The 13,885-nt window shown below is 37.6% G+C and carries 13 protein-coding genes; 5 read left to right on the top strand and 8 right to left on the bottom strand.

The annotated features are described in order from the left end of the window. Positions 1 to 102 precede the first annotated feature (102 nt). The 4 genes from dmsD to dmsA form a co-directional block, all read right to left on the bottom strand. A complete protein-coding gene (gene dmsD, locus DD649_RS15805; RefSeq protein ID WP_336430949.1) occupies positions 103 to 705 on the bottom strand; it encodes a Tat proofreading chaperone DmsD in 603 nt (200 codons plus the stop codon). Between the two features lie 114 nt (positions 706 to 819). Next, complete coding sequence (locus DD649_RS15800) at positions 820 to 1,677, bottom strand: DmsC/YnfH family molybdoenzyme membrane anchor subunit (RefSeq protein WP_294108682.1); 858 nt, start codon at positions 1,675 to 1,677, stop codon at positions 820 to 822. 1 nt (position 1,678) lies between these two features. Then, entirely contained in the window at positions 1,679 to 2,296 is a 618-nt protein-coding gene (locus DD649_RS15795) for a DMSO/selenate family reductase complex B subunit (protein WP_294108680.1), read from the bottom strand. An 11-nt stretch (positions 2,297 to 2,307) separates the two neighbouring features. Then, complete coding sequence (gene dmsA / locus DD649_RS15790) at positions 2,308 to 4,752, bottom strand: dimethylsulfoxide reductase subunit A (RefSeq protein ID WP_294108677.1); 2,445 nt, start codon at positions 4,750 to 4,752, stop codon at positions 2,308 to 2,310. A 1,219-nt stretch (positions 4,753 to 5,971) separates the two neighbouring features. Between dmsA and DD649_RS15785 the strand changes: the two genes are divergently transcribed. The 4 genes from DD649_RS15785 to DD649_RS15770 all read left to right on the top strand — a co-directional run bounded on the left by DD649_RS15785 (position 5,972) and on the right by DD649_RS15770 (position 10,665). Further along, on the top strand, positions 5,972 to 7,045 hold the full coding sequence (locus tag DD649_RS15785) for an alcohol dehydrogenase catalytic domain-containing protein (protein WP_294108675.1): 1,074 nt from the start codon (positions 5,972 to 5,974) through the stop codon (positions 7,043 to 7,045). A gap of 88 nt (positions 7,046 to 7,133) precedes the next feature. After that, positions 7,134 to 8,048 (top strand): ABC transporter substrate-binding protein, encoded by a 915-nt coding sequence (locus DD649_RS15780; RefSeq protein ID WP_294108673.1) that lies wholly within the window; start codon positions 7,134 to 7,136, stop codon positions 8,046 to 8,048. 150 nt (positions 8,049 to 8,198) lie between these two features. Further along, on the top strand, positions 8,199 to 9,683 hold the full coding sequence (locus DD649_RS15775) for a sugar ABC transporter ATP-binding protein (protein WP_294108671.1): 1,485 nt from the start codon (positions 8,199 to 8,201) through the stop codon (positions 9,681 to 9,683). A 10-nt stretch (positions 9,684 to 9,693) separates the two neighbouring features. Further along, entirely contained in the window at positions 9,694 to 10,665 is a 972-nt protein-coding gene (locus tag DD649_RS15770; RefSeq protein WP_294108670.1) for an ABC transporter permease, read from the top strand. 83 nt (positions 10,666 to 10,748) lie between these two features. Here DD649_RS15770 and DD649_RS15765 read toward each other — a convergent pair whose 3' ends face one another. The 3 genes from DD649_RS15765 to DD649_RS15755 form a co-directional block, all read right to left on the bottom strand. Beyond that, positions 10,749 to 11,756 (bottom strand): LacI family DNA-binding transcriptional regulator, encoded by a 1,008-nt coding sequence (locus tag DD649_RS15765; RefSeq protein ID WP_294108669.1) that lies wholly within the window; start codon positions 11,754 to 11,756, stop codon positions 10,749 to 10,751. Positions 11,757 to 11,987: 231 nt separating this feature from the next. After that, positions 11,988 to 12,767 (bottom strand): sulfite exporter TauE/SafE family protein, encoded by a 780-nt coding sequence (locus DD649_RS15760; RefSeq protein ID WP_294108668.1) that lies wholly within the window; start codon positions 12,765 to 12,767, stop codon positions 11,988 to 11,990. Positions 12,768 to 12,894: 127 nt separating this feature from the next. Continuing rightward, complete coding sequence (locus DD649_RS15755; RefSeq protein ID WP_294108667.1) at positions 12,895 to 13,236, bottom strand: hypothetical protein; 342 nt, start codon at positions 13,234 to 13,236, stop codon at positions 12,895 to 12,897. Positions 13,237 to 13,383: 147 nt separating this feature from the next. Here DD649_RS15755 and DD649_RS15750 point away from each other — a divergent pair, with 147 nt between their 5' ends. Then, complete coding sequence (locus DD649_RS15750; protein ID WP_294108666.1) at positions 13,384 to 13,521, top strand: hypothetical protein; 138 nt, start codon at positions 13,384 to 13,386, stop codon at positions 13,519 to 13,521. Between the two features lie 10 nt (positions 13,522 to 13,531). Here DD649_RS15750 and DD649_RS15745 read toward each other — a convergent pair whose 3' ends face one another. Continuing rightward, on the bottom strand, positions 13,532 to 13,876 hold the full coding sequence (locus DD649_RS15745; RefSeq protein WP_336430948.1) for a DUF6572 domain-containing protein: 345 nt from the start codon (positions 13,874 to 13,876) through the stop codon (positions 13,532 to 13,534). Positions 13,877 to 13,885: the final 9 nt, after the last annotated feature.

Genomic DNA, 13,885 nt, shown 5'->3' with positions numbered 1-13,885 from the left:
TAATGTCAAATACACACCTTACGAATAATAGACTCCCAGGCTATGGCTATTTGACTTTAATTGAATTTCACATAATTCAATATTGAGACTAGTTTAATTAAATCACACCACTGTAAACTCGTGCATATTGAGATCTCGCTGCCAGCTTATCAAGCTATAGTTGGCTAATTTTGCGAGCCCAGTATAGAAAAGAAAATCGGCATTTTGTTGCAATTTATCCAAATAAAGGAAACTCCAAGGCAAAATGTGGTCAGCCAGTAATTCAGGTAACTTTGATGGGCAATTTTCTGCAACCCAAGCCACCATCATGAAAAGTAATCCAATATGATCTTCAGGTTCATTTTGCGCTAAATGAATATCAATTTTATTTTGCTGCATCCAATCTCGAAGCTGTACTGTCGAATCACCAAACAATACCTTTTCGTTATCTAACCACACTGAACCCCAAGGTGGTGAAGGTAATGCATAAGGACCGATAAATAATCGCTGATAAGCCTCATCTAAAGACTCATTTTCTGTTTCTATGATAGCTAATTCCGTCGCAATAGACTGCTTTAACTCAAGAGATTCATAAGGCCAACTTTCAACCCATGCGTTTGAGGACAGTAAAGTCACAATATCTTGGATTGCAGATGGAGAATAATAAAATGCAGCGCCGAGAACTCTAGCGGTCAAGGAAATGTTATTTAATGATTGTTCACTCATAATGATGTAATTTCGCTTATTGTGATGTATCTAATATAAAAGGCTTAGCAACAAACGGAGCATTCATTACTAAGCCTAAAATATCACGCTTTAGTCAATATCATAGTTAACTGTCTAGTTAACTGCCATGCCTACAGTCATATGCAAGCCATAGAAAACGCCTCGACCGACGAGTTCACCGACAAAGACGAATAAGAAGCCAATCGCCATAATAGCAACGGATGGATTACGTTTCGCCACTAATGGCATAATCCAACAACCTAGCCCCAATGCAACAGCAATCACTTTAATACCCATCAACATCCCATAATCAGGCACTAAATCTACCGCTTTTTGTACTGAGGTTTGGATACTTCCCAACTCAAAGCCTTGTGAAATAGCGGCATAAATACCAACTAACAGAGCAATGATACTCACCGCAGGAACTCGGCGTATACACTGTAAATCAAATCCCGCAATACGCAGTAATAATGCTGCTAATATCGGACCACCAAGGAATGCGGTCAGGATAAAATTCACTATCGTATAGCCATTATCCCACGTTGGTACCGTCTCGATTAAATAAACACGTGAAATTGAGATGATAAACACCGCAGCCAAAACCATCACGACAATCAACCACAGCTTACCGAGTGCCGCAGGCATTTTATTCAGTACCGCCAACAGCCAATACAAACCACCAAAGGTAAAGAATAAAGCACCACTAGCAATTTCATTACTTAATGAAGAACTACCTAAGCGATTGAAAGCATTGAAGGCACGCATTGGGGTTCCCATATGCATACTTGATAAAAGAAAACCAATACCCATCAACAACCATAGCCCAAACATGCTGAGTTTTATTTGACGTGCCAAATCAGTAGAGAGCTTTCCACTTAGCAGCACCGCTGCCATCATGATAAAAGCCCCTGCAACACTTTGGCCAATCACCGTAAAAAACATTAGTGGCCATTCATGAATTCCCGATCCCATATTATACCTCCTCCGGGTTAGCCAGATGCCCGGTGGTATCACCGACAGGACGACTATTGGCATTCAATTTTAGAACAATGTTTGGATGCGTATATTCAGCAGATGGCAATGGTGCAATTTCCGCCAAGGTACCGTATTTTTCACGCAATTCTTCTATTGGAGCCATATCCAAAGCACGCAATGGGCAAGAATCCACACAAATCGGTTTTTTACCTTCTGCGACACGTTCATAGCAACCATCACATTTGGTCATATGACCTTTTTCTTCATCAAACTGCGGTGCACCGTAAGGACAAGCCATGCTGCAATAACGACAGCCGATGCACACTTCTTCATTCACCACCACAAAACCATCTTCGCGTTTATGCATTGCACCACTCGGACAAACCTTGGCACAAGCAGGATCATCACAGTGGTTGCAGGATATTGAGAGATAATAGGCAAAAATATTTTGTGAATAGACACCATCTTGTTCGGTCCAATCGCCTCCCGCATACTCATAAATTCGACGAAAATTCACTTGTGGTGATAGATTTTTAAAGTCTTTGCACGCTAGCTCACAGGTTTTGCAGCCAGTGCAACGACTTGAATCGATATAAAAACCATATTGCGTTGACATAACTGACACCCTTAAGCCTTAACAACTTCAACAAGATTAGAATGCGATGGATTCCCTTTCGCCAGTGGCGATGGACGCTGCGTGGTTAACACATTAATACTCCCCGCATGATCAACTCGGTTACCATCTGGGTCATACCAAGCCCCTTCACTCAAACCTACGACACCCGGTAAAATACGCGGTGTCACTTTCACCTTCACGCGTACTTCCCCACGATCATTAAACACACGAACAAGATCGCCATGTTTAAGATCTCGTTTGCCCGCATCTTGTGGATTGACCCACAGCTCTTGAGGACAGGCCGCTTTTAATACATCAACATTGCCATAAGTGGAGTGAGTACGTGACTTATAGTGGAATCCTGTCAGTTGCAGTGGAAATTTTTCCATTAATGGATCGCCAAATTGCTCAAAACCCGCAGAGTAAATTGGCAGTGGATGAATCACATCTCCGGCATCCAATTCCCAAGAATTTTGCAATTCGGCTAGTTGAGAAGAATAAATTTCTATTTTGCCCGAAGGTGTCGTGAGAGGATTAGCAACAGGATCTTCTCGGAAGCTCTGATAAGCCACATGATGGCCTTTTGGATCACGTTTTTTGAAAATACCTTGCTCGCGAAAAGCTTCAAAAGTTGGGAGCTCAGGCAACGCTTCACGTGACTGCTCATATAAATGACGTAACCACTCTTCTTGAGTACGGTTTTCGGTGAATTTCTCACCAACGCCCATGCGCTTGGCAAGTTCGCTCATCATTTCATAGATATTACGACTTTCGAAACGAGGTTTAATCGCCTGATCGGCAAAAATAACGTAAGACATATTACCGGCAGAGGCATCCATACAAAAATCCATCTGCTCTGATGCCGTACAATCAGGTAGCAAAATATCCGCATACTTAGCTGATGAAGTCATGTGATTATCAATCACCACAATCATTTCGCATTTAGATTCATCTTGCAAAATATCGTGGGTTCGATTGATTTCAGAATGTTGATTCACTAAACAGTTACCGGCGTAGTTCCACACCATTTTGATAGGTACATCAAGTTTGTCTTTACCGCGTACACCATCACGAGTTGCTGTCATTTCAGGACCACGTAAAATTGCATCGGTCCACATAAACATTGAAATACTAGTTTCAACTGGGTTAGTGAAAGTTGGCATACGAACAAATGGGATACTGTAGGACCCTTCGCGGGCACCCGTATTTCCACCATTAATACCAATATTTCCGGTCAAAATAGCCAACATAGAAATTGCGCGCGAGGCTAATTCACCATTAGAACGACGTTGTGGCCCCCAACCTTGCACAATATAAGCAGGTTTAGCGCTGCCAATTTCACGCGCTAATTTCACAATACGCGAAGCAGGAATACCGGTAATTTTTGCTGCCCATTCAGGGGTTTTAGCTTGCCCATCTGGGCCTTCCCCTAAAATATAGGCTTTATAATGTGCATTTTTAGGTGTGCCAGCAGGCATGGTGACTTCATCATAGCCCACGCAATATTTATCAAGGAAAGGTTTATCGACCATATCCTCTTTGATCATCACATAGGCCAATGCATTAACTAATGCAGCATCCGTACCTGGACGAATTGGAATCCATTCATCTTCACGACCCGCGCCAGTATCAGTATAGCGTGGGTCAATGATAATCATTTTAGCGTTTGATTTTTCACGCGCTTGCTCAACAAAATAAGTCACCCCGCCGCCACTCATACGTGTTTCACCAGGGTTATTGCCAAACATCACCACTAATTTTGTATTTTCGATATCAGAAGGACTATTACCATCAGCCCAACCACCATAAGTATAATTGAGTCCGGCAGCAATTTGCGCAGTACTATAATCACCGTAATGATTTAAATAACCACCGCAACAGTTCATTAGACGTGCAATCAATGTTGCACCCGGCGGCCATGATTTTGTCATGGTGCCGCCCAAAGTTCCGGTGCCGTAATTCAGATAGATAGATTCATTGCCATAATCGCTAATTAAGCGCTTCATATTATCGGCAATAGCATCAAATGCTTCGTCCCAACTAATTCGTTTAAATTTACCTTCACCACGTTTACCCACTCGCATCATGGGGTAACGCAAGCGGTCAGGGTTATACACTCGGCGGCGCATAGAGCGTCCACGCAAACAAGCGCGAACTTGATGAAACTCTTCGTAAACGTCATCACCAGTGTTATCAGTTTCAACGTATTTAATTTCACCATCAACAACATGCATCCGTAACGGGCAACGGCTTCCGCAGTTAACGGTACATGCACTCCAAACAACTTTTTCATCCCCAGTAGGGCTGGCTATTTTTTGCTCTTCAACTGCTGAGGCACTGAATGGGAGAGAAAACCCACCTGCTGCCGCTGCCAAACCCGTGATAGTTCCTGCTTTAACAAATCCACGACGGGTAAGAGGAGCAAAATCTAATGCTTTCTCTTTCATATTTGCCATACATTGCTCACTTGATTAAATTTACTTAAATGGTAGAAATGACTTTTTTATCAAGATTGTATAAAACACATTTCAGTTATCAGTCATCAGGTCATGAAATTTGTTAAAAACAAAATTGGATATTATTGGATTTTTGATTTAGCTAATCTTATCAAGCTGTGAAATTGAGAGATTGTTTTACATCAATAAAGTCTAAAAACCATTGTATTTATATGAACATACTCACATTATTTGTTTTCGACTTTATAATATTAAAACAATACCCTAACGTAAATTTTATGTTTGGTTGATATATATCTGAGGACAATAAAAGAAATGCAACATCGCAATACTTGGCTGTTACACACTGAATTAAGTTAAAGTAATTAATAATTAATTTAATATTCCCATCCATACTTAGTTATTTTAACACCCATGATTTATTTAATTAAATAATCCATTTAAAATACAAAAAACATTATTTTTCAATTACTTATGAAAAAATTAAAGTAAGTAAATCGTTATTAAATTTATTTCCTCAAATTTATAATGATAAAAAAACTATGTACTACATAAAATAACGACTAACCTATATAATTAAAAATTAAGAACAAACATTAATTAATCTTACACAGCAAGATTTAACTAATTATATAAAACCAAAAATAAAATTTACGACAAACTAAATCATGCTAAATTTACGTATGAAAGCATCAAATTAACTTACACTAATAAATAATAATTCTCATTATCAAAAAATCACGAGATCGTCATCACTTAACCTAATAAAAATTTCATGCAATTACAATTAAAAAATTGAGCTGAAATGTTTCTGCATAAATTATCTCCTTTTGAAAAAAAACAAAATAACTATACTTCTAGCTTAAATAGGCAATCTATTTATTTAACAAAACTAACCATTTTTCAAAATAATTTAGATCCTTCGATTACCTAAAATACTTTGCATTTATTCTCACTTTTTAGTGAAAAGTAGAAAATTAAAACACATAAATTAAGATATAAGTCACATTTATTACTTTTTTATCACTTCAATATCAAAAATGACGACGTCGTCATATTAAAAATAAATTATTTTATTTATAACATTAGAGATTCATTTTTATTACATAAGTATCGTTATTGATGATTAAGCGTTAAGAACAGAATGTTTTTCATACTAAATAAACGCTTAATGTTGACGTCAACATTAGGGTTAAAATCAAGAGTGAGGTTTAAGAACATGAGTAACCTACCTGAAAAAATGAAAGCAGTTGTCTGTCATGGCCCCCATGATTACCGCTTTGAAACAATCAAAAAACCAACACCAGGGTTTAGAGAAGTTGTCATCAAAGTCGATGGATGTGGGATCTGTGCTGGAGACTGTAAGGCCAATGATGGTGCACAAATGTTCTGGGGAGATAACCCATGGATAAAAGCGCCTGTTGTACCGGGACATGAATTTTATGGTCGAGTTGCAGAATTAGGTGATGGATCAGCAGAAAAATACAAATTGAAGGTAGGTGACCGTATTTTGGCTGAACAAATTGTCCCATGTTGGGAATGCCGCTTCTGTAAATCAGGTAAGTACTGGATGTGTGAAGTCCATGATATTTACGGTTTCCAAAAGGAAGTCGCTGATGGCGGTATGGCTGAATACATGCGTTTTTCAGAACGCGCGATTATCCACAAAATTCCCGATGAGCTTTCAGAAAAAGATGCAGCATTAATTGAGCCGATGGCATGTGCTATTCATACCGTTCGCCGAGGAGACATTGACTTAAATGACGTCGTCGTCATTGCTGGCGCAGGTCCATTAGGACTGTGTATGATCCAAGTGGCAAAACTCAAAACACCTAAAAAATTGGTTGTCATTGATGCGATTGATGAACGCCTTGAATTAGCTAAAAAATTCGGTGCCGATGTGGTTATCAATCCACTAAAAGAAGATGCGATTAAATTAGTCAAAGACATGACAGAAGGATACGGTTGCGATGTTTATATTGAAGCAACTGGCGCACCAATTGGTGTAACCCAAGGGTTAGAAATGATCCGAAAATTGGGTCGTTTTGTTGAATTCAGTGTCTTTGGTAAAGAAACAACCGTTGACTGGTCAATTATTGGAGACCGTAAAGAGTTAGATATCCGCGGCGCGCACCTAGGCCCATACAGCTATGAGGTTGCCATTGACCTATTTAGCCGTGGTTTAGTCAGTGCTGATGATATCGTTACCCACTTCTACTCAATTGATGATTGGGAAGAGGCGTTTGTTATGGCGAAATCAGCAGACTCAATAAAAGTCGTCATTAAGCCATAAATTCATTAACTGATTGTATTAATAATAAATAAACACTAAATAAGTAATACCCTACATATTACTAAACGCTCTTTTAGGAGAACATCTTATGTTGAGTAAATTCAAAACATTAGCTGTAGCTGCAAGTGTAATAACTTTAGGTATGGCATTTAATGCAACGGCAAAACCTGTTTCAGTTGGTATGTCATTTCAAGAACTTAATAATGAATATTTCGTTACCATGAAAGAAGCGTTAGAAAGTGCAACCGGTGATATTGGCGCACAATTATATATTTCTGACGCGGCCCATGATGTCTCAAAACAAACCAGCGATATCGAAGATATGTTACAGAAAAAAATCGATATTCTGTTAATTAACCCAGCCGATAGCGTCGGTGCTGAAACTGCCGTACTTGCAGCGAAAAAAGCCGGCGTTGTCGTTATCGCCATCGATGCCCAAGCTAATGGCCCTATTGATTCCTTCGTTGGTTCTAAAAACTATGATGCAGGTTTAATGGCAGGAAAACACCTAGGGGAAGCTTTAGGCGGTAAAGGAAATGTTGCGATACTTGATGGCATCCCTGTTGTTCCTATCCTTGAGCGTGTCCGCGGATTTGAAGCCGCTATGAAAGAATATCCAAACATTAAAATTGTGACCAAACTTAATGGTAAGCAAGAACGTGATACAGCCATGAACGTAACCGAAAATATGTTACAGGCGAATCCAACACTAAATGGTATTTTCAGTGTCAATGATGTGGGTTCTTTAGGTGCGTTAGCGGCAATTGAATCCTCAGGTCGAGATGTAAAACTAGTCAGCGTTGATGGTTCCCCTGAAGCGGTTGCTGAAATTGCCAAAGGTAATTCACCTTTTATTGCTACTTCAGCACAATTCCCACGTGACCAAGTACGTATTGGTTTAGCAATGGGTCTAGCAAAATATTGGGGTGCAAATGTCCCTAAAGAAGTCCCTATTGATGTTAAATTAATTGATAAAACAAATGCTAAAGATTTTCGTTGGTAATGTTTAGTTAGCCATAATAAATGTATTGCACTCGTTATTTAACTATTTCGATGCAATACATTTTCATAATAATTAATACATATGGAATATCACTATTTCAAATGATTTTGTTACCCAATTTTAGGCAATTTAAAAACATAGGGAAGCAATATGATGCAATTATTAGCATTGAAAGATGTCAGTAAAACTTTCCCTGGGGTTAAGGCACTCGACAACATTAATCTATCCCTAGAAAAGGGAGAAGTTCATGCACTACTAGGTGAAAATGGTGCCGGCAAATCAACATTAATGAAAGTGCTATGTGGAATTCATAAACCAGATAGTGGGAAGATTTTTATCGAAGGCCAAGAATATGTATTTCATAATTATCGAGATGCAATCAAAGCCGGTATCGGTATTATTTTTCAGGAATTTTCGCTTATTCCTTATTTAAATGCATTTGAAAATATTTTTTTAAATCGAGAGCTAAAAAACAAATTGGGATTATTAGATAGAAAATTAATGCGTGAAAAATCTCAATCTATCCTAGCTGATTTAGGCGTTAATATTAATATCGATGAACCTATCAGCCATTTGAGTATTGCTGAACAACAATTTGTTGAAATAGCAAAAGCATTATCATTAGACGCTAAAATTCTCGTTTTAGATGAGCCAACCGCCACGTTAACCCCAAATGAAGCCAATCACCTTTTTGATGTCATGCGCGATTTAAAATCAAAAGGGGTTGGTATGTTTTTTATTTCCCATCACTTAGAAGAAATTTATGAAATTTGTGACACTATCAGCGTGTTACGTGATGGGCAATATATTGGGTCGCGTAAAGTAGATGATACAGATTTAGACGTTATTATCGAAATGATGGTAGGTAGAGAAGTTGAAAATATCTATCCACATAAACGCCATTTTAATGAACAAGAAATCATTCTAGATGCGCAAGTTCAGCGTTTCTCGACAAGTCCAATCAATACAATCCAAGTTAAAAAAGGTGAAATATTAGGACTTGCAGGTTTAGTAGGTTCTGGTCGAACTGAAACAATTTTAGCGATGATTGGTGCGGATAAATGTTATCAGAAAAAAGTATTATTAGAAGGTAAAGAAGTCAAAATAAAATCAGCGGCAGCTGCCTTACAATTGGGTATTGGTTTATTACCCGAAAGCCGCAAAACCCAAGGTCTCGTACTCCCCTTTTCTGTTAAAGAAAATATTTGGCTAAATAACCACGTCCAAAAATTATTTTTAATTCAAAATAAAAAAGAACTCGCCTTATCCATTGATTTAATTTCTCAAGTAAAAGTAAAAACACCAGAGCCTCATACTCCGGTTTCTACATTAAGCGGTGGAAATCAACAAAAAGTTGTTATTGCTCGCTGGCTAAATAAACAAGCTAAAATTCTTATTTTTGATGAACCCACAAGAGGAATAGATGTAGGTGCAAAATCAGAGATATATCAGCTGATGCGCTCATTAACCGAAAAAGGTATTTCCATTATTATGATTTCATCCGAATTACCTGAAGTCATTGGTGTGAGTGATCGCGTTTTAGTTTTTCGAGATGGTGAAATTGCCGCTGAGTTAAGTGGAGATGATATTAACTCAACTCAGATAATGGTGCATGCGGCTGGCAATATTATATAGGATAACGACTATGTCTAATGAAAATACGCTTCCTCTAACAAAAAATAAGTTAAACTTTAGCAAGTTAACAAAGATACCTGCCTTTTTACCTCTTGTGGGCTTAGTGCTGCTATTCACTTGTATGTCCATTTTCAATGAACACTTTCTAACCGTAAGTAACTTATCAACCATTGCGCGTCAAGTCTCCATTAACGCCATTATCGCCATCGGTATGACGTTTGCCATATTGACAGGAGGTATCGACTTATCTGTTGGTGCAGTAATGGCATTATCCGGAACCTTAATGGCCGGTTTAATGAAATATTACGGCATGGACCCCTCTGTTGCGATTGCATTAGGATTACTTTCGGGTATTGCATTTGGTTTTATTAATGGCATTTTAGCTGCCTATGGAAAAATGCCACCTATTATTGTAACCCTCGGTGCAATGATTATTGCCAAAGGTTTAGCCTTAATTTATACCGGAGGTTATCCAATTTCAGGTTTACCCAAAGAGTTTGCATTTTGGGGGCGTGAAGAGTTATTAGGTATTCAAGTACCAATTTTATTAATGCTTGGCCTTTATCTTATTTTCTATGTCGTCTTAAATCACATTCCATTTGGTCGCTATATTTATGCGATTGGTGGAAATGAAGAAGCGGCTCGCTTAAGTGGTATCCGCGTTGAACGCTATAAAATGCTAGTCTATGTGATTAGCGGTTTTACCGCCGCTTTTGCTGGATTAATTTTCACATCCCGAGTGATGAGTGGTCAACCAAACGCAGGGGTCGGCTTTGAATTAGATGCGATTGCTGCGGTTGTTTTGGGCGGAGCTTCTATCGCAGGTGGCCGAGGTATGATTATTGGTACGCTGATTGGGGCGATGATTTTAGGTGTATTAAATAATGGCTTGAACTTATTAGGTATTTCTCCATATGTTCAATATATTGTGAAAGGACTTATTATTTGGGGAGCAACTTTAATTAGCTCAATGAAACGTTAACTTCATACTCATTATTATAAAAAGGCTCACTCTTATTGTCTTATTTTATAAGAGTGAACCTTTTTATTTAGTACTATCATTTTTTAATATACAACAAGCTTCCCATCGACAAATATTTGTTTAGATTCACTATTATCATTTGAGTTTTTTTCTATCTCTGAAAATAGAAGATCAGCTGTTAATTTCCCCAAATAAACCGAATCATGATGTACACCAGAAATCGATAAGTGATAAGTATCTGCATAAGGCGGTAAATCAACAGAAAAATAACGGCAAGATAATCCGAGCTCTGAAATTATTTTATACATACCTGCTGTGATAATACCGTTTAACCCGACAATATACATATTAGGTGTATAAAACGCCTGAATTTTCTCTCTAAGATAGGCTTCATCTTTTTTATTAAACACATAGCTACTATAAAGCACATTGAAATTTTTTCGATTAGAAAAACTTTCATATATTCCAGAAAGACGTGAAATACTAATTTCAGAACTTTTAGGGCCAGAAACAACTAAAATATTATCACAATGTTGCTTACTCAAAAACTCACCCGTTAATGCACCAATTTCAAAATTTTTCAAAAATAATCCTGAATATTTCTCACCATAGCCATAAATAGAACGGTCGACAAAAACTAATGGAACTCTGTGCTGGTCAATTAATGAAAGATAACTTGGTTGATAATTTTTATCATCACGAACAGGGGATAATAAAATGCCACTGGCTTTATAACTCACTAAAGTTTGAATAGCGGTTTGCTCGGCTTTTTCGTCACTATCCGAATCAAAGATCATGACCTGATAGCCCTTTTCTTTGGCTAATCGAGAAACTGTTTGGATTAATACAACATAGAATGGATTAAACGTACTATCAGTAACCACGCCTATAATACGGCTGTTATTATTTTTTAGATTACGAGCAAAAAAATTAGGTACATAGTTTAATTCTTGAGCAATCGCTAATATTTTATCTCTGGTCTCTTTTTTTACCATTTCAGGATGATTAAATGCCCTAGAGACCGTGATATCGGTCACATTAGCCCGCTTAGCTATATCAATTATCGTTGTTGAGCTATCTTGTTTAGACATAATTATATTAGTCAACCTTCAATGACCACTCTGATTAATATGATATAAATTTTTTTAGCTATTATCAGTCGTGATGAGTATGCGATTCCTCATTATACCAATTTATCAATGAAGATAAATCTATTTCCTTTCAAACAAATAAAATAAGTAGCATTTCAAAGAAGCTTATTATCAAAATCAAATTGACTAGTTAGAATATAAAATTAATTTTCATTATAGAAATCTCATTAATTAAAACAAAGACAAATAAAACATATAACAAGCAACTACAATAACAGTATAAGCAAATATTATTTGCACTGTTTTAGCTGAAATATATGTTATTATTTTTCGCCCAATTAATAGCCCTGAGATGCAAGATAAAACGAAGGTGGTACTAATATTAATAGGATATTGAAAGCCATTTAATAAATTAACTGAAATACTAATACTACCAATTAAAAAAATTACCATTAACGAGGTAGCAACAATACTTTTCATTTTTAAGTTAGTGGCTTTACACAATGCAGGAACAATCACAAAACCACCGCCAACACCAAGAGCCCCAGTTAATAGTCCCGCAATAATACCGATCCCCCCCAAAATAAGCGCTGTTTTAAAATTCCAGATAAACCGCCCTGTTTGTTGATTAATGCGACAAGGAGCATCATCTAACTCATTTAGTTTATTATAAAAAATACGATAAGCGATAAAAAACATGACCAGACTAAATACAAAAGTTAGCCATACTGATGGAATAATATTGGCTAAGTACACGCCATATTTTGCAAAAGGAATACTAATTAAAGCCATCCACAGAGCTGCTTTATAACGAATATTTTTGTTAATTAGCCCTTCGATCACCCCCACAAAGGCAGCGAGTGTTACTGCTAATAGCCCAACAGGCGCTGCCTGAGCCACACTCCAACCTTGGCTTGCAATTAGTGCAGGAACCGCCAAAATACCACCACCAGCACCAGTTAAACCAAGCAAACAACCTATCAATAAACCTTCAAATATCAGTATTAGCATGGCAGAATTTTACTTATAAAATCGCAATATTTACGCTAAGTTCATTAAAGCATAAGCTAGAGATATATTCAGTGCAATAATATTAATCAACGACAACTATGTAAACATAGCTGCGAATAATACTAATTTACCCACTATCAACCAGCGTGGAATAAATAGTGTTACTGCTGCTAACTTTGTTATTCACATTCGTCAGTAGCGAGCCTGCCGCATTACCCGCCAGTTGGTCGGCAAACGGTGAGCCGCCCGTACTAAAACCGGCACTGTGACTTTCGACTTGGTACTCCGCTTTATTTTTAATATCACCAAAGCCCAATGTGCCCGTATCCAGTTTATTTTTGCCCGACTCTGCCGTGCTACCAATCACCGCACCGTCAAGCTGAGTATGATTGCCGACCGTGATATCAAAGCCACCCTTACCGGCGTTGAGACCCGTTTGCTGGTCAACCGATTGATAATCACCGTGCATTTTAGTTTTGCTGGCGTTTAAAGTAGAAATACTGACGACTAAAAAAAAGAAGAAGTGATTAAAACCAGAAAGTATACAGAGGGTTACGCCCCCAACCGAGGTAAACCCAACCGCAGCCCTCAACTGACCTTAAGCGGTAAGTAGCTGATGGAGATGGGATTTGAGGTGGGTAGTCACTATACCCTCACTCGCCAAGCCGATGAGTTAATTATCCAGCTGGCTGAGGGGAGTAAAGCGGCTAAAGAGATCCCAGTGTTGGGCTGGGATCTTCAGATCTTTAAATAGTATGAAATGTTCAATCCGTAATATGTTTTTCTTCATATGTCAGCTGAATTTTAATAGACAGCAAAATTTCTCTAACTCGATTTATAAATTCGATGCATTCATGTGGAATGCTATATTTAAAGTAAATTTTAAACATAATCTCCTTACCAAAAGCATCAGGATATTTTTCTAACATTTCTCCGCTTTCAACAAATTCGATGTATTTATTAATTTTTTCTTGTAATTGATATAAATGATCATTGGTATATTCTGACCACTGTAAATGATCTGTAATAACTAATATTACTTGTGGGGGCACTATGTCTTCGCAAGTAACCGTAATTAAATCAATTTTATTCAAATCTTCTATTGACATATAATATCC

The organism is Providencia sp., from assembly GCF_003533305.1.
In the GTDB taxonomy this organism is placed as follows: domain Bacteria; phylum Pseudomonadota; class Gammaproteobacteria; order Enterobacterales; family Enterobacteriaceae; genus Providencia.
The sequence above is the reverse complement of the archived record's forward strand: the minus strand, read 5'-3'. Positions and strand labels throughout refer to the sequence as shown.